General features: G+C 68.2%; 18 protein-coding genes. All 18 read left to right on the top strand.

Annotated elements, in window-relative coordinates:
- The first annotated feature begins 4 nt into the window (after positions 1–4).
- The 18 genes from nirD to ESP70_RS12520 all read left to right on the top strand — a co-directional run bounded on the left by nirD (position 5) and on the right by ESP70_RS12520 (position 15899).
- Complete coding sequence (gene nirD / locus ESP70_RS12435) at positions 5–352, top strand: nitrite reductase small subunit NirD (RefSeq protein WP_149689556.1); 348 nt, start codon at positions 5–7, stop codon at positions 350–352.
- Positions 349–1467 (top strand): uroporphyrinogen-III synthase, encoded by a 1119-nt coding sequence (locus ESP70_RS12440; protein WP_149689557.1) that lies wholly within the window; start codon positions 349–351, stop codon positions 1465–1467. The genes nirD and ESP70_RS12440 overlap by 4 nt, the downstream gene beginning before the upstream one ends.
- The gene (locus ESP70_RS12445) at positions 1464–2180 is read left to right on the top strand and encodes a sirohydrochlorin chelatase (RefSeq protein ID WP_149689558.1); all 717 of its coding nucleotides are present in this window, start codon (positions 1464–1466) and stop codon (positions 2178–2180) included. Before ESP70_RS12440 ends, ESP70_RS12445 begins: the two co-directional genes overlap by 4 nt.
- 266 nt (positions 2181–2446) lie before the next feature.
- Positions 2447–3172 (top strand): sirohydrochlorin chelatase, encoded by a 726-nt coding sequence (locus ESP70_RS12450; RefSeq protein WP_149689559.1) that lies wholly within the window; start codon positions 2447–2449, stop codon positions 3170–3172.
- Positions 3173–3232: 60 nt separating this feature from the next.
- Positions 3233–5680 (top strand): FtsK/SpoIIIE family DNA translocase, encoded by a 2448-nt coding sequence (locus tag ESP70_RS12455; protein ID WP_188110605.1) that lies wholly within the window; start codon positions 3233–3235, stop codon positions 5678–5680.
- Between the two features lie 3 nt (positions 5681–5683).
- Complete coding sequence (locus tag ESP70_RS12460) at positions 5684–6121, top strand: hypothetical protein (protein WP_149689560.1); 438 nt, start codon at positions 5684–5686, stop codon at positions 6119–6121.
- 30 nt (positions 6122–6151) lie between these two features.
- Complete coding sequence (locus ESP70_RS20325) at positions 6152–6775, top strand: CDP-alcohol phosphatidyltransferase family protein (protein WP_149689561.1); 624 nt, start codon at positions 6152–6154, stop codon at positions 6773–6775.
- On the top strand, positions 6772–7260 hold the full coding sequence (locus tag ESP70_RS20330) for a CinA family protein (protein ID WP_246162014.1): 489 nt from the start codon (positions 6772–6774) through the stop codon (positions 7258–7260). The genes ESP70_RS20325 and ESP70_RS20330 overlap by 4 nt, the downstream gene beginning before the upstream one ends.
- Positions 7261–7293: 33 nt before the next feature.
- The gene (locus tag ESP70_RS12475; protein WP_149689563.1) at positions 7294–7608 is read left to right on the top strand and encodes a helix-turn-helix domain-containing protein; all 315 of its coding nucleotides are present in this window, start codon (positions 7294–7296) and stop codon (positions 7606–7608) included.
- Between the two features lie 3 nt (positions 7609–7611).
- Positions 7612–7806 carry a DUF3046 domain-containing protein gene (locus tag ESP70_RS12480; RefSeq protein WP_149689564.1) on the top strand — a complete coding sequence of 65 codons (195 nt, stop codon included), beginning with the start codon at positions 7612–7614 and terminating at the stop codon, positions 7804–7806.
- A gap of 141 nt (positions 7807–7947) precedes the next feature.
- On the top strand, positions 7948–9246 hold the full coding sequence (locus ESP70_RS12485; protein WP_149689565.1) for an ABC transporter substrate-binding protein: 1299 nt from the start codon (positions 7948–7950) through the stop codon (positions 9244–9246).
- 126 nt (positions 9247–9372) lie between these two features.
- Positions 9373–10287 (top strand): carbohydrate ABC transporter permease, encoded by a 915-nt coding sequence (locus tag ESP70_RS12490; RefSeq protein WP_246162015.1) that lies wholly within the window; start codon positions 9373–9375, stop codon positions 10285–10287.
- Complete coding sequence (locus tag ESP70_RS12495; protein WP_149689567.1) at positions 10287–11108, top strand: carbohydrate ABC transporter permease; 822 nt, start codon at positions 10287–10289, stop codon at positions 11106–11108. Before ESP70_RS12490 ends, ESP70_RS12495 begins: the two co-directional genes overlap by 1 nt.
- Positions 11105–12466: a GH1 family beta-glucosidase gene (locus ESP70_RS12500; RefSeq protein ID WP_149689568.1), complete on the top strand. Its 1362-nt coding sequence runs from the start codon at positions 11105–11107 to the stop codon at positions 12464–12466. Before ESP70_RS12495 ends, ESP70_RS12500 begins: the two co-directional genes overlap by 4 nt.
- The gene (locus ESP70_RS12505; protein ID WP_149689569.1) at positions 12463–13527 is read left to right on the top strand and encodes a LacI family DNA-binding transcriptional regulator; all 1065 of its coding nucleotides are present in this window, start codon (positions 12463–12465) and stop codon (positions 13525–13527) included. Before ESP70_RS12500 ends, ESP70_RS12505 begins: the two co-directional genes overlap by 4 nt.
- Before the next feature lie 223 nt (positions 13528–13750).
- The gene (recA, locus tag ESP70_RS12510) at positions 13751–14827 is read left to right on the top strand and encodes a recombinase RecA (protein WP_149689570.1); all 1077 of its coding nucleotides are present in this window, start codon (positions 13751–13753) and stop codon (positions 14825–14827) included.
- A gap of 3 nt (positions 14828–14830) precedes the next feature.
- Positions 14831–15349: a regulatory protein RecX gene (locus tag ESP70_RS12515; RefSeq protein ID WP_149689571.1), complete on the top strand. Its 519-nt coding sequence runs from the start codon at positions 14831–14833 to the stop codon at positions 15347–15349.
- A gap of 22 nt (positions 15350–15371) precedes the next feature.
- Positions 15372–15899, top strand: coding sequence for a GNAT family N-acetyltransferase (locus tag ESP70_RS12520; RefSeq protein ID WP_149689572.1), 528 nt, complete (start codon positions 15372–15374; stop codon positions 15897–15899).

A 15899-nucleotide genomic window follows, 5' to 3' on the forward strand; every position in this document is an offset into this window, starting at 1 on the left:
CGGTATGACCGCATGGGAGCGGGTGTGCGAGCTCGATGCGCTGGTGCCGGACCGTGGGGCCGCGGCGCTCATCGGCGGCCACCAGGTGGCGCTGTTCCGCCTGAGCGACACAGGTGAGGTCCACGCGGTCGACCACCTCGACCCGTTCAGCCAGGCCAACGTCATGGCTCGTGGCCTGGTCGGCAGCCGCAAGGGTGTGCCGACGGTCGCCTCACCGATGCACAAGCAGTCGTTCGACCTCCGCACGGGCAAGTGCCTCGACGATCCCGAGGTCTCGCTCCAGGTCTGGCCTGCGCGCGTGACGGATGGCTGGGTCGAGATCCAGGTCGACGCCCGGAGCAGCGCGGCGTGACCGCACTCGGGCCGGTGCTCGCCGGTACCCAGATCTTGGTGACCGCTCAGCGCCGCGCCGCCGACCTCTCGCTGGCCCTCGGCCGCCGCGGTGCTGACGTCACGATCGCGGCATCCCTCGGCGTCGAGTCGCACATCGACGAGGACACCCTGCTCGCCCAGACCCGTCAGATGATCGCGACCGGCACCGACATCGTCGTCGTGACGACCGGCATCGGCTTCCGCGGCTGGCTCGACACGGCCGAGGCCGCCGGAATGGGGCACGAGCTCATCGAGGCACTGGAGTCCGTACGCCTCATCGCCCGCGGGCCCAAGGCGCGCGGCGCGTTGCAGGCCGCCGGGTTGGTGCCCGACTGGGTGGCCGAGTCGGAGACATCGGCGGAGATCGCCGAGTTCCTGGCCACCGAGGGCGTCAAGGGGCTGTCGATCGCGGTGCAGCACCACGGTGCCGGCGACGACGGCCTCGAGCAGCGGCTGCGCGCGGCCGGCGGCCGGCCGTTCGGCCTCGTCGTCTACCGCTGGGGCGCACCGCCGGATCCTTCTGCTGTCGAACGCTCCGTGCGCGACGCCGCCGCCGGGTCGTACGACTCGGTCGTCTTCACGTCTGCTCCCGGAGCCGCCGCGTGGCTCGCTGCTGTCAACGACGCGGGCGTCGACGACGAGCTGCTGCGTCTCGAGAAGGACCGTCGCCTCGTGCTCGCAGCCGTCGGCCCCGTCACCGCCGATCCGCTGCGCGCAGCCGGCTTCGACCCGCTCCTGCCCGACCGGGCCAGGCTCGGCGCGCTCGTACGGTCGCTCGTGATGTACCTCGGCGACGCGTCCGAGAACGTGGCGACCCCCGCGGGCCTGCTCCGCGTACGTGCGACAGCCGCGACCCTCAACCACGAGGTCCTCCCGGTCTCGCCCAGCGGCCTCGCGATCCTGCGGGCGCTCGCCAGCGAGCCGGGTTCGGTGCGGTCGCGTGAAGAGCTGCTCGCGGTGCTGCCGGGTGACTCCGGCGACCCGCACTCGGCCGAGGTCGCCGTCGCGCGCCTGCGTGAAGCCATCGGACAGCCCATCGTCCAGACCGTCGTCAAGCGCGGCTATCGCCTCGCGATCGCCGAGCCGACGCCATGACGATCACGCTCGTCGCGACGAGCCACGGCACCGACGTACCCGCGGCCCGCACCTCGATCACCGCGCTCGTCGATGCGGTCCGTGAGCTGTCGCCGCACCTGGACGTACGCGAAGCCTTCGTCGACGTGCAGGACCCGCCGGTGGCCCGCGTCGTGGACGACGTCGACGGTCTCGCCGTGGTCGTGCCGTTGCTCCTGGCACCTGGATTCCACGTCCACGTCGACATCCAGCAGGCCGTCGACAGGCCTTATGCCGTCGCCTCGAGCACGCTCGGTCCCGATCCGCGGCTGACCGGCGTGATGCTCGGGCGCCTCGCCGAAGCGGGCGTGACGAAGAACGACATCGTCGTGCTGGGTGCCGCCGGATCGACCGATGCACGGGCGCGTCAGAGCGTCGACGCGGCCGCCCGTATGCTCGGCGCCGCGTGGGGCTCGCCGGTGCCCGTTGGCTACGTCGGAGGCACTGGTACGCCGATCGACGAGATCGTGCGCGACGTGTCGGGCGCTGGTCGCCGCGTCGTCGTGGCGAGCTACCTCATGGCGCCCGGGTTCTTCTACGACAAGCTGCTCGCGTGCGGCGCCGAGGTCGTGACCCGCCCGCTGCTCGACGGGCTCGACGTGGACCCCGACATGGTCTCATTGGTGCTCGACAGGTTCGCCGAGGCTGTGGGAGTGCTCGACTGGGCATCCGCGTCGTCCCCCAGCCGTGTGTGAGACCAGATGTAACCAAACCTCGCCCCCGCGTTAACCGTTGCGAAACAGGTGCGCCAGAGAGTGGAGGTGCTGGTGGGGGAACCCTCGTTGACGATCGTGAGGTGTGAAGGCATGAAGCGCTTTGACACCTCGGGGTCGCTCGGAGGCAGCCCCCAGGCCGCAGATTCGGGAGCCTCCGCCGTTCACGCAACGGCGGAGGCGCACCGACTCCGGTCGCCAACCGCGGACATCTCGGGCTCCTCGGTCGGCCTGCACAGGTGCCAGCCGTGAACCGCACGCTGATCCTGTGCGCTCACGGTGCGGAAAGCTCGCGCGGACGCGGGGCCCTGGCCGGCCTCGTGAACGCCGTGCGACGTGAGGCGCAGGACCTCGACGTCGTCGACGCGTTCGTCGACGTGCAGCAGCCGACGATCGCGGAGATCGTCGCAGAGACCTCAGGTCCCCGCGCGATCGTGCCGCTCATGCTGTCGTACGACAAGCCGGTCAGCGTCGACATCGTCCAGGCCTCCCACCTCGATCCGGCCGTGACGGTGACCCCGCCGCTCGGACCTGACTGGGTGCTGGCGGAGGTCGGCGTCCGCCGGTTGTTCGAGGCCGGAGCTCGCTCGCACGACACGATCGTGCTCGCCGCCGACACCACGACTGACGACCGGGCCATCGCCGACATCGGCAAGGCCGCCCGGCTGCTCAGCGCGGTGTGGGGCGGGCGCGTGCATGTCGGGACGCTCGGGGGCCCCGACACGCCACTCGCCGACGCCGTGGACGTCGCACGGGCGTACGGCCAGCGCGTCGTGGTGTCGACCTACTTGCTGACCCCCGGCGACGTGCACGACCACATCGCCGCCGCAGGCGCTGACGTCGTCACCGAGCCGCTGCTCGACGGCGGTCCGCCGGATGCGCGCATCGTGAGTCTGGTGCTGGCACGGGCTCGTTCTCGCGGAGCGTGGATGCCCACGGGCGGAGATCCCGGCCCACGACTGGCGCATCAGTAGTCCCACGCATCACACGCGAGCCTGCACCGAAACCTTCGACCTGTGCTTTAACCTTTGTCCATGGCGACCCGAACGTCTTCCCCGCCGCGCAAGCGGCCGTCCGGCAGCCAGGCCCGCAAGAAGACCGCAACGAAGCGCAAGCCGCAGGCACGCAAGCCTGCAGCCCGCCGACCCGCGGCTCGCACGGGACCTGGTCCGATTGCTGCTGTCTTCAACGCGCTCCTGCGCGCCTCGACGGCCATGTGGCTCGGCCTCGCCGGGCTGGTCGGCGCGATCGCGCGCAGCATCGGTCACAGCGCCAAGGACCTCGATCCGGAGCAGCGCCGTGACGGCGTCGGCTTCGGCATCCTCGGTCTAGCGGTCGTCGTCGCCGGCTCCGTGTGGTCCGACATGCCCGGCACGATCGGCAGTGCCGTTCGCGATGTCACCGCCGGTGCGGTCGGCGTGCTGGCGTGGGCCGTCCCGATCCTGCTCGTCGTCGTCGCGTGGCGCACCCTGCGCCACCCCGATCGCAACGGCCCCGCAGGTCGTCAGGTCATCGGCTGGGCCGCCATCAGCGGCGGCATCCTGGGTCTCGTGCACATCTCGCACGACGTGCCGCGTCCCGGCGACCCCGATCCCGACGCGATGCGCGAAGCCGGGGGAGCCATCGGCTTCCTGTTCTCCGCGATCCCGATGGACCTGCTCAAGAGCGCCTACGTCGTGTCGCCGATCCTGGTCCTCGTCGTGATCTTCGGTCTGCTGGTCGTCACCAACACCCCCGTCTACGCCGTACCTGCGCGTCTGCGCGAGGTCCGCGACAAGGCTCTCGGACGCAGCAAGGACGAGACCCCGGCCGAGGAGCCCAAGAAGCGCAAGCACCCCCGCACGGCCGTCGTCAGCGACGACGAGCCCTACGAGAACCCGCTGGTCGACGGCCCCGACGAGGACCGTCAGGTGCCCGCCCGCGTGTTCGACGAGGTGGACGACGACACGGGTCCGGTCGAGCGACCGCCGATCGAGCCGATCCCGGCACGCGCCGAGCAGCTCGCGCTGTCCGGCGACGTCGTCTACTCGTTGCCCGACAGCACGATGCTGCGCGAGGGCTCGCCGCACAAGGCGCGCTCCAAGGCGTCCGACGAGGTCGTCGAGCGACTCACCGAGGTGCTCGAGCAGTTCCAGATCGACGCGACCGTCACGGGCTACACGCGTGGCCCGACGGTGACCCGTTACGAGGTCGAGCTCGGCCCCGCGGTCAAGGTCGAGAAGGTCACGGCGCTGTCCAAGAACATCTCCTACGCCGTGGCGTCCAACGAGGTCCGCATCCTGTCGCCGATCCCGGGCAAGTCGGCGATCGGCGTCGAGATCCCCAACGTCGACAAGGAGATGGTGTCGCTCGGCGACGTCCTCCGTTCGGCCAAGGCACGCAGCGACCACCACCCGATGGTCATCGGGCTCGGCAAGGACGTCGAGGGCGGATACGTCGTGGCCAACCTCGCGAAGATGCCGCACCTCCTGGTCGCCGGCGCCACCGGCTCGGGCAAGTCGTCGTTCGTCAACTCGATGATCGCCTCGATCCTCATGCGTTCGACGCCTGAAGAGGTCCGCATGATCATGGTCGACCCCAAGCGGGTCGAGCTCACGGCCTACGAGGGCGTGCCGCACCTCATCACGCCGATCATCACGAGCCCCAAGAAGGCTGCCGAGGCGCTCCAGTGGGTCGTCCGCGAGATGGACATGCGCTACGACGACCTGGCCAACTTCGGCTTCCGGCACATCGACGACTTCAACAAGGCCGTCCGGGCCGGCAAGGTACGCCTGCCGGCCGGCAGCGAGCGCGTGCTGGCGCCCTATCCGTACCTGCTGGTCGTGGTGGACGAGCTCGCCGACCTCATGATGGTTGCTCCGCGAGACGTCGAGGACTCGATCGTCCGCATCACCCAGCTCGCCCGCGCCGCCGGCATCCACCTGGTGCTGGCCACCCAGCGCCCGTCCGTCGATGTCGTGACGGGCCTGATCAAGGCCAACGTGCCGAGCCGGCTGGCGTTCGCCACGTCCTCGGTCACCGACAGCCGCGTCATCCTCGACCAGCCCGGAGCCGAGAAGCTCGTGGGCCAGGGCGATGGCCTGTTCCTGCCCATGGGCGCCAACAAGTCGATGCGCATGCAGGGTGCCTGGATCACCGAGGCCGAGATCCACACGATCGTCGAGCACTGCAAGACGCAGCTGCAGCCGATCTACCGTGAGGACGTCACGGCGCCTCAGGCGGCCAAGCGCGAGCTCGACGACGACATCGGCGACGACCTCGACCTCGTGCTCCAGGCGATCGAGCTGTGCGTCACGACGCAGTTCGGCTCGACCTCGATGCTGCAACGCAAGCTCCGGGTGGGCTTTGCCAAGGCCGGTCGCCTGATGGACATCCTCGAGAGCCGAGGCATCGTCGGTCCCAGCGAGGGTTCCAAGGCGCGCGACGTGCTGGTCAAGGCCGACGACCTCGAGCAGGTCCTCGCCAGCATCCGAAACGGCTGAGCCATGCCCGAACCCTTCGAGATCCACCGGCGTACCAGCCTCTACCTCGTGCTCGCGGCGGCCTGCTTCGCGGTGGCGGCCGGCTACGGCTGGCGGGCGTACGACCACGAGGAGCCGCTGCTGTGGGCCCTCACGGCCGTGTTCGCCGTGCTGGGGCTGATCCACCTGCGTGGCCTGCGCGACGCGCGTACGCCGCTGTTCGTCGCCGACGACCACGGCGTGCGCATGCGGGCCCGCGAGGGCTGGGTCGGCCTCCTCTGGAGCGAGATGGGGGAGATCCGCATCGAGCGGCGCATCGGCGTCCGCTACGACCCGCGGGTCAAGGTCGTCAGTCGCGACGGCACCAAGTTCTACACCTCGCCGCTCGGGCTTGCGACGAACGTCTCACCCGGCGAGGCCGAGGTCCAGTTGGCGCGACGCCGCTCGGCTGCCGCATACTGAGGCTTTGGTTCAAGCCACCGAGAGGGACTCATGGCAGCGGCGCAAGAGCCGAGCAACCTGAACATCGCGAACGCACTGACGGTGCTCCGCATCCTCGGCGTCCCGGTCTTCGGCTGGCTGCTGCTGAAGGACGGCGGCGAGTCGGTCGACTACCGCATCGCTGCATGGGTCACGTTCGGGCTGCTCATGGTCACCGACAAGATCGACGGCGACCTGGCCCGCAAGCACAACCTCATCACCAACTTCGGCAAGCTGGCCGATCCGATCGCCGACAAGGCACTGACCGGCATGGCATTCGTCGGCATCTCGATCATCCACCCGATCTTCTGGCCCGTCGCGATCATCATCCTGGTGCGCGAGTGGGGCATCACGCTGATGCGCTTCGTCGTCAAGAAGCACGGCGTCATGCCGGCCGGTCAGGGCGGCAAGATCAAGACCGTCCTGCAGGCCGCGGCGATCGGCGGCTACCTGTTGCCGTTCGACCTCTGGAACAACGCGCCGAGCGACTGGAAGGACACCCCGAGCGACATCATGATCTGGGTGACCAACGTCGTCATGGCGGCGGCACTCGCGATCACCCTGACCACGGCCGTCCAGTACGTACGCGATGCCCGGACGTTGCGGCGCGAGTCCAAGGCCGCGGCGGGTCAGTGACGCTGGCGGCCGACGTCGTCGACGCGTTGAGGTCGGCGCAGGCAACGGTCGCGACGGCGGAGTCGCTCACGGGCGGCCTGCTCTGTGCGACGCTCGTCAGCGTCAGTGGCGCCTCAGACGTCGTACGTGGCGGTGTCGTGGCGTACGCACCCGAGCTCAAGACCGAGCTCCTCGGCGTCGATGCCGGCGTGATCGCCGAGCACGGCACGGTGACGTCGGACGTGGCGCTCCAGATGGCGATCGGCGCCCGCGAACGTCTCGGTGCGACCTACGGGCTGTCGACCACCGGCGTCGCGGGCCCCGGACCTGCTGAGGGCAAACCGGCCGGCACCGTACACATCGGCATCGCCGGACCCGACGGTGCCCTGACGAGGCAGCTCGAACTCGCGGGGGACCGCGACACGATCCGGCGAGACACGGTCGATACCCTGTTGTCATGGCTGGTCGCTAGGCTGGGGGAAGAATCTCGATCCGATCGGGGTTGAAGCACATATGGCACGCCAGGACGGAGGGACCCGATGACCGCGATGCGTCAGCTCGTCGGTGAGGTGCTCCGCGCGCGCCGCATGTCCCAGGGCCTCACGCTGCGTGACGTCTCGGGCAAGGCCCGGGTCAGTCTCGGCTACATCTCCGAGGTCGAGCGCGGCCAGAAGGAAGCCAGCTCCGAGCTGCTCGCAGCCCTCGCCGCCGCCCTCGAGGTGCCGCTGTCCAAGGTGCTGCTCGACGTCAGCTCGCTCCTCGAAGTCGAGGAGGCCGCCGAGGCCCAGATCGCGAGCATCTCGTCGATCGCCTCAACCGATTCCTTGGGTGACGTCTCCGCGTCGGCTGCTTGACCTTTGAAGCACAGCGAGTTCTGGCTCCGGATGGAGCAGCAGTTCGGTCATGGCTATGCCCGGGTGTGGGCCGACAGCCACGTGATGGCTGAGCTCGACGGACGCACCGCGAGCGAGGCCCTCGACCAGGGCGAGAGCCCCAAGACCGTGTGGCGCGCGGTCCACGCGAACCTCCAGCTGCCCGCCTCAGAGCGCTGATCCTCGGCGGGACACCGCCTATTTTGTCATTTCAGACAACAAATTTGGGAACGCTCCCAAAATTCCATTGACTTCGCCCTGTGACCTACCTCATACTCCCATGGAAGCGCTCCCACCGAGGGAGCCGGAGGAAGGTACGACGTGAATCGCACACAGCGCATCGCCGCCGCCGCGGCCTCAGCCCTCGTGGTGGGCGTGCTCGCCGCCGGCTGCGGAGGATCCGGATCCGACAGCGAAGGCTCGGGCGGGAAGGACGTGACCCTGCGGGTCAACCTGTTCGGTCAGTTCGGCTACAAGGACCTGTACAAGCAGTTCGAAGCCGACCACCCGGGCGTCAAGATCGTGGAGACCGCCGAAGGCGACCTCGGCAAGTACAACACCAAGCTCAGCCAGCAGATCGCGGCCAACGCATCGGCCGGCGACGTCGTCGCGATCGAGGAGGGCCAGACGGTCAACTTCCTGCAGATCCCCGACAAGTTCGTCAACCTCCAGGACCACGGCTACAACGAGATCAAGGACCAGTACCTGCCCTATGTCGCCAACGCCGCGACGACGGCTGACGGCAAGACGACGATCGGTCTCGGCACGGATGTCGGCGGACTCGCGATGTGCTACCGGCGCGACCTGTTCGAGAAGGCCGGACTGCCGACCGACCGCGACGAGGTCGCCAAGCTGTGGCCGACGTGGGACGACTTCATCGCCACCGGCGAGAAGTTCCAGGCCGGGATCAAGAACGACAAGATCCACTTCATCGACGCGGCCACCAACGTCTACAACTCGATCCTGATGCAGGGTGGCGACGAGACGTACTTCGACCGCGACAACAAGCTGGTCGTCGAGTCCAACCCGGCCGTCAAGAACGCGTGGGACCTGGCCAACACGATGATCGACGACAAGCTGACGGCCAAGCTCGCAGCGTTCTCTGATGAGTGGAACGCCGGCTTCAAGAACGGCTCGTTCGCGACCATCGCCTGCCCGGCCTGGATGACCGGCTACATCAAGGGTCAGGCCGGCGACAGCTTCGCCGGCAAGTGGGACATCGCGACGGTGCCCGGCGGCGGTGGCAACTGGGGTGGATCCTGGCTGGCTGTGCCCAAGACCAGCAAGCACCAGAAGGAAGCCATCGAGCTGATCAAGTTCCTGTCGAGCGAGAAGGGCCAGATGGGTGCCTTCAAGAGCGAGGGTCGACTGCCGTCCCTGCCGGCCCTGTACGACACGCCGGAGCTCAAGGACGCCAAGAACGCCTACTTCAACGATGCTCCGATCGGCCAGCTGTTCGTGGCCGGTGCGAAGAACCTGAAGCCGGTCTACCTCGGCGCCAAGAACGTCCCGGTGCGTGACGCGTTCGAGAACGTCCTCCGCGCTGTGGAGAGCGGCGATCGTTCGCAGTCGGACGGATGGGAAGCAGCGGTCAAGGCCGCCGAGAAGGCAGCCAAGTAGGCTCCGGCCGGCGCCTCACCCACGGGCGAGGCGCCGGCTGAGCACCGCCATCCGTACGACCCATGTCTCCGGTGCTTGCGCCTGTCCTCCAGCGGGCGCAGGCACCGGACCACCAGGAGAGCTCACTTGAGGATTCGCGATCGGTTCGCCAAGACCGAGGCCCGCGTCGCCCCGTACGCATTCGTGTCACCGTTCTTCATCATCTTCGCAATCTTCGGGTTGTTCCCGCTGATCTACACCGCCTGGGTCTCCCTGCACGACTGGAGCCTCCTGGCCGGCGACCAGGGATTCGTCGGCCTCGACAACTACCGCGAGCTGATGCACGACGCGGACTTCTGGCGTGCGCTGACCAACACCGTCGGCATCTTCTTGATGGCCACGATTCCCCAGCTGATCCTCGCCACCGTGCTGGCCCAGGTGCTCAACAGCAGGCTGCGCGGCCGTACGTTCTGGCGCATGGGAGTGCTGCTCCCCAACGTGACCTCTGTGGCGGCGGTCGGCATCATCTTCGGCCTGATCTTCGCCCGTGACTACGGCATCGTGAACTGGGCCCTCGGCCACGTCGGCCTCGACAACCCGATCGACTGGCAGGGCCACCGCTGGTCGTCCTGGCTCGCGATCTCGGTCATGGTCGACTGGCGCTGGACCGGCTACAACGCCTTGATCCTGCTGGCGTCGTTGCAGTCCGTGCCCAAGGAGCTCTACGAGGCCGCCCGCATCGACGGCGCCTCGGCATGGCGCCAGTTCTGGTCGATCACGGTGCCGATGCTCCGGCCGACCATCATCTTCGTCACGATCGTCGCCACGATCGGCGGCATCCAGCTGTTCACCGAGCCGCTCCTGTTCGGCTCGGGGGTCAACGCGATCGCCGGTGGCACGACCGGCCAGTTCCAGACCGTCGCGATGTATCTCGTGCAGCAGGCCTTCACGGGCCAGCGCTTCGGGTACGCGTCGACAGTCGCGTGGGTCTTGTTCCTGCTCATCGCGGTCTTCGCGGCCATCAACGTGGTGCTCCTGCGCCGGATCAAGTCGGTGAACTGATGAAGACCAAGAACCCGCTGCTCTACGTGGGCCTGATTGCCACGTTGATCTTCTCGGCCGGCCCCCTCTACTTCATGCTCGTCATGGCGTCGCGGGCCAACGACGAGATCGTCTCGCTCCCGCCGCCGTTGTGGCTCGGCGGCAACCTGTTCTCCAACATCGACCGGGTGTTCGCCAACGAGGACGTCCTGTTCGGCCAGGCGCTGCTCAACAGCCTGCTCGTCGCCACAGTCGCCACCGTGTGTGTCGTCGTGACCTCGTCCCTGGCCGGCTTCGCGTTCGCCAAGCTCAAGTTCCGCGGCCGCAACGCGATGCTGCTGTTCGTCATCGGCACGATGATGGTCCCGGTGCAGCTGGGCCTCATCCCGCTCTACATGCTGATGACGAAGCTCGGTCTCAACGGCGGTCTCGAGTCGGTGACCCTGCCGTTCATCGTCGCCGGCTTCGGCGTCTTCATGATGCGACAGTTCGCCGAGCAGGCGATCCCCGACGAGATGATCGAGGCGGCCCGTGTTGACGGCGCGTCGACGTTCCGCATCTTCTTCAGCATCGTGTTCCCGGCCCTCAGGCCCGCCGCTGCCGTGCTCGGTCTCCTGACCTTCATGGAGCGCTGGAACGACTTCCTGTGGCCGTTCCTCACGCTCGACGCCGAGCACCCCACGGTGCAGGTGGCGCTCTCGCGCCTGTCGAGCGGCTACTACTCCGACCAGTCGCTCATCATGGCCGGCACCCTCGTGGGCACCCTGCCGCTGGTCGTGGTCTTCATCGTGTTCGGTCGCCAGATCATCGGCGGCATCATGGAAGGTGGACTCAAGGCATGACTCTCGACCTCTCGGCATTCCCCGCCGACTTCCTCTGGGGCGCGGCGACGTCGTCCTACCAGATCGAGGGCGCCGTCGACGAGGACGGCCGCACGCCGTCCATCTGGGACACGTTCGCGGCGACGCCCGGCCGGGTCGACAAGGGCGACACCGGTGCGGTCGCGGTCGACCACTACCACCGCTACCCGGAGGACATCGAGCTGATGTCGGACCTCGGTCTCAACGCGTACCGGTTCTCGGTGGCGTGGCCGCGGGTCCAGCCGGACGGGCTCGGCACGGGCAACGCGCCGGGCATCGCGTTCTACGACCGGCTGGTCGACGGGCTCCTCGCGAAGGGCATCACGCCGTGGACGACGCTGTATCACTGGGACCTGCCCGAGGCTCTGGAGCAGGCCGGCGGCTGGCCCGTACGCGACACCGCCGAGCGGTTCGCCGACTACACCGCGATCATCGCCGAGGCTCTCGGCGACCGGGTCAAGCACTGGATCACGCTCAACGAGCCCTGGTGTGCGGCGTTCCTGGGCTACGCCAGCGGCATCCACGCCCCCGGACGTACGAACCCGGCTGACGCGGTCGCGGCATCGCACCACCTGATGCTCGGTCACGGGCTCGCGGTGCAGCGCCTGCGCGAGATCGTGCCGGACGCCGAGGTCGGCTGCACCGTCAACCTCTACCCAGTCACGCCGCTCGACGACTCGGGTCGTCACGATGACGCCGTGCGACGCATCGACGGGCTGATGAACCGCTGGTTCCTCGACCCGTTGCTCAAGGGCAGCTACCCCAAGGACGTGCTGCACGACATGTCGGCCGTCACCGATGCCGCATTCATCCTCGACGGCGACACCGAGGTCATTGCGCAGCCGCTCGACTTCCTCGGCGTCAACTACTACACGCGGCACGTCGTCGGCGCCGGCCTGTGGCCCGGCAGCTCGGATGTGAGGTTCCACCTCAACAACGGTCTCGAGACCACTGACACCGGCTGGGACATCGACCCACAAGGGCTGGTCGACATCCTGAGCCAGGTGCAGCGCGACTACCCGGCGATCCCGATCTACCTCACCGAGAACGGTGCGGCGTTCGACGACGTGGCGGTCGACGGGGTGGTGCACGACGACAACCGGATCGAGTTCCTCGAGTCGCACCTCACGTCGCTCGCCACGCTGCGCCAACAGGGCGTCGACATCCGCGGCTACTTCGCCTGGTCGCTGCTCGACAACTACGAGTGGTCCGAGGGCTACGCCAAGCGGTTCGGCATCGTGCACGTCGACTACGAGACGCAGAAACGTACGCCGAAGGACAGCGCTCATTGGTACGCCGACGTCATCAAGCGCCACCGAACAGCGACAATGGCGACATGAGCCTCGACAGCGAGGGCGGACAGCCGACCCTCGAGCAGGTCGCGGCCCGGGCGGGGGTGGGTCGCGGCACGGCTTCGCGCGTCATCAACGGGTCGCCGCAGGTCAGCGCTCGCACCCGTGAAGTCGTGATGAAGGCCGTCGAGGAGCTCGGCTACGTCCCCAACCAGGCGGCGCGCACGCTCGTCACCCGGCGCACGGGCACGGTCGCGCTCGTCATCGCGGAGTCCGAGGAGCGCATCTTCGGCGAGCCGTTCTTCGCCGGCGTCGTCCGGGGGATCTCGGCGGCGCTCAACGACGCGTCGCGGCAGCTCGTGCTGTCGTTGGTGCACACCAACGACCAGGCGCAGCGGCTCGGCAGCTATCTCACCCGCCAGCACGTCGACGGAGTCCTGCTGCTGTCGCTGCACGACGACGAGGCGTTCCCCGTCGACCTCGACGCGCGGCGGCTGCCGGTCGTGCTGGGTGGCCGGTCGGCGCACTGGGCCGGCTCTTTCGTCGACGTGGACAACGTCGACGGCGGGCGCCAGGCCGTGAACCACCTGATCAAGAGCGGCAGACGTACGATCGCCACGATCTCGGGTCCGCGCGCCATGGCGTCGGGCCGCGACCGCCTCGAAGGCTACGCAGCGGCGCTCCGCGACGCTGGGCTGCCGTACGACGAGGAGCTCGTCGTCGAGGGCAGCTTCAGCGAGCTGAGCGGCCGGACCGGCATGGAGGAGCTGCTGGCGCGTCGGCCGGACATCGACGGCGTCTTCGCAGCCAGCGACCTGATGGCGATGGGTGCGATGCGTGCTCTGCGCGCGCACGACCGACGGGTGCCCGAGGACGTCGGGGTGATCGGGTTCGACGGCACCAAGGCGTCGGAGACGACCGAGCCACCGCTGTCGACGGTTCGTCAGCCGCTGGTCGAGCTGGGCCGGGGGATGGCCGAGATGCTGCTGCGGCACATCGAGGCGGCCGATCAGACGGTCGAGACCGAGATCCTGCCGATCGAGCTGATCGTCCGCGAGAGCACGGTCGTGGGGCTTCCGCCAACCGTCCCCGAGGAATGCTGCTCGTAGGGATTCGTTCGGCCGACTCCGCTCCCTGGTGCGCCTCTCCTGTAGCTAGGGAGGTCGGCGTGTCGCTACCGATGATCGAACAGACGTTCGGGTAATCTCGTGCACAGGTTGGACGTTCGAAGGACGACATCCACAGGCGGGTCGACGAGGCCCACATATGTCTGAGGGTCCTTCTAGCGTCGTCGATAGCCCGCCGCCCACGAACAGAAACGGAAAGCCCACCATGGCCCAGCCCAACAGCTCCCTCGCCACCGACAAGGACAAGGACAAGTCCCTCGAGAACGCGATGGCCCAGATCGACCGCGCCCACGGCAAGGGTGCCGTCATGCGACTGGGCGACCAGGCCCGCGCACCGATCGAGGTCATCCCGACCGGCGCCACGACGCTCGACATCGCGCTCGGCATCGGCGGCCTCCCGCGCGGCCGTGTGGTCGAGATCTACGGTCCGGAGTCCTCGGGCAAGACGACGGTCGCCCTGCACGCGGTGGCCAACGCCCAGAAGGCCGGCGGGGTCGCGGCCTTCATCGACGCCGAGCACGCGCTCGACCCGGAGTACGCCAAGCGGCTCGGTGTCGACACCGACGCATTGCTGATCTCCCAGCCCGACAGCGGTGAGCAGGCGCTCGAGATCGCCGACATGCTGATCCGCTCCGGTGCGCTCGACATCATCGTGATCGACTCGGTGGCCGCACTCGTGCCCCGCGCCGAGATCGACGGCGAGATGGGCGACAGTCACGTCGGTCTGCAGGCTCGTCTGATGAGCCAGGCGCTCCGCAAGATGACTGGTGCCATCAACGGCTCGGGCACGACCGCGATCTTCATCAACCAGCTCCGCGAGAAGATCGGCGTCATGTTCGGCTCGCCCGAGACCACGACGGGCGGCAAGGCGCTCAAGTTCTACGCCTCGGTCCGCCTCGACGTGCGACGCATCGAGACGCTCAAGGACGGCACCGACATGGTCGGCAACCGCACCCGCATCAAGGTCGTCAAGAACAAGCTCGCCCCGCCGTTCAAGCAGGCCGAGTTCGACATCATGTATGGCACGGGCATCAGCCGTGAGGGCAGCCTGATCGACGTCGGCGTGGAGGCCGGGTTCGTCCGCAAGGCCGGCGCCTGGTTCACCTACGAGGGCGATCAGCTGGGTCAGGGCAAGGAGAAGGCGCGCCAGTTCCTGCGCGACAACCCCGACCTGGCCGAGGAGCTCGAGAAGCGGATCATGGAGCATCACGGCATCGGCGCACAGGCCGACAAGCCCGCGCTCGAGGTCGTCGAGGAACCCCCGACCGACATCGAGTTCTGACCCATGCCGCGCACACCGGTCGAGGAGATGACTCCGGAGGAGCTCACGAGCTTCGCCAAGGAGATCGTGGTGCGCAAGCTCAGCGAACGGGCGCACAGCCGAAGCGACCTCGCTCAGGCACTTGCCAAGAAGCAGGTGCCTGAGGGGGTCGCCGAGGCGACGCTCGACAAGTTCGAGACCGCCGGGCTGATCGACGACGAGGAGTTCGCCCGTTCGTGGGTGCAGGCCCGCCAGCGCGGCAAGGGACTGTCCTCGCGGGCACTCGCGATGGAGCTGCGCCGCAAGGGCGTCGACGACGAGATCTCCAAGGAGGTCCTGTCCGAGATCGACCCCGAGGCGGAGGTCCAGGCGGCGCATCGGTTGGTCCAGACCAAGCTCCGGTCGATGTCGCGCTTCGACGACACGACCAAGATCCGCAGGCTCACCGGCATGCTGGCCCGCAAGGGCTACTCGCCGCAGCTGGCGTTCGACGTCGTGCGTCAAGAACTCGGTGCCGAGGCGCAAGCCCTCGACAGCTTGTAGGTCAGTTCCTACGCTCTGAGCCATGCGCGAGTTCGAGTTCCGGCGTCTCGTCGACGCCGACCTCTCCGACCTCGTGCGGTGGATGTCCGCCGAGCATGCCCAGCCGTGGTTCTGCGACGAGCCGCGGTCGGTCGACGGAGCCCGCCGGATCTACGCCAAGGAGCTGGCCGGCACCAGTGCCACGCGCATGTGGATCGTCGAGCTCGACGGGCGACCAATCGGCTACCTGCAGGACTACCCGGTCAAGGCCTACGACGACTACGCCGTTCGCGTGCAGGATCTCGAGGCGATCGCGTTCGACTACCTGATCGGCGAGCCGGATCTCGTCGATCGAGGCATCGGCACCCGCATGATCGCGGCCTACTGCCGCGACGTCCTGTGCCGGGACTATCCCGAGGCACCGAGGTTCGTCGCGAGTCCTGATGTGCGCAACAAGAGGTCGATCCGCGTCCTGGAGAAGTGCGGGTTCGTGCCGGGACTGTGGATCCAGCCCGAGTCCGTCACCTACCCGGAGATCGTCTGCACGGCCCCACGCACGCTGTTCGACTAG

It is taken from the genome of Aeromicrobium ginsengisoli (genome assembly GCF_004134905.2).
GTDB classification, from domain to species: domain Bacteria; phylum Actinomycetota; class Actinomycetes; order Propionibacteriales; family Nocardioidaceae; genus Aeromicrobium; species Aeromicrobium ginsengisoli.

Coding starts and splice junctions, on each gene's coding strand:
- ESP70_RS20325 (WP_149689561.1), top strand. CDS start 6,152: ATGGCAGCGGCGCAAGAGCCGAGCAACCTGAACATCGCGAACGCACTG.
- nirD (WP_149689556.1), top strand. CDS start 5: ATGACCGCATGGGAGCGGGTGTGCGAGCTCGATGCGCTGGTGCCGGAC.
- ESP70_RS12460 (WP_149689560.1), top strand. CDS start 5,684: ATGCCCGAACCCTTCGAGATCCACCGGCGTACCAGCCTCTACCTCGTG.
- ESP70_RS12495 (WP_149689567.1), top strand. CDS start 10,287: ATGAAGACCAAGAACCCGCTGCTCTACGTGGGCCTGATTGCCACGTTG.
- ESP70_RS12515 (WP_149689571.1), top strand. CDS start 14,831: ATGCCGCGCACACCGGTCGAGGAGATGACTCCGGAGGAGCTCACGAGC.
- recA (WP_149689570.1), top strand. CDS start 13,751: ATGGCCCAGCCCAACAGCTCCCTCGCCACCGACAAGGACAAGGACAAG.
- ESP70_RS12505 (WP_149689569.1), top strand. CDS start 12,463: ATGAGCCTCGACAGCGAGGGCGGACAGCCGACCCTCGAGCAGGTCGCG.
- ESP70_RS12520 (WP_149689572.1), top strand. CDS start 15,372: ATGCGCGAGTTCGAGTTCCGGCGTCTCGTCGACGCCGACCTCTCCGAC.
- ESP70_RS12455 (WP_188110605.1), top strand. CDS start 3,233: ATGGCGACCCGAACGTCTTCCCCGCCGCGCAAGCGGCCGTCCGGCAGC.
- ESP70_RS12445 (WP_149689558.1), top strand. CDS start 1,464: ATGACGATCACGCTCGTCGCGACGAGCCACGGCACCGACGTACCCGCG.
- ESP70_RS12500 (WP_149689568.1), top strand. CDS start 11,105: ATGACTCTCGACCTCTCGGCATTCCCCGCCGACTTCCTCTGGGGCGCG.
- ESP70_RS12475 (WP_149689563.1), top strand. CDS start 7,294: ATGACCGCGATGCGTCAGCTCGTCGGTGAGGTGCTCCGCGCGCGCCGC.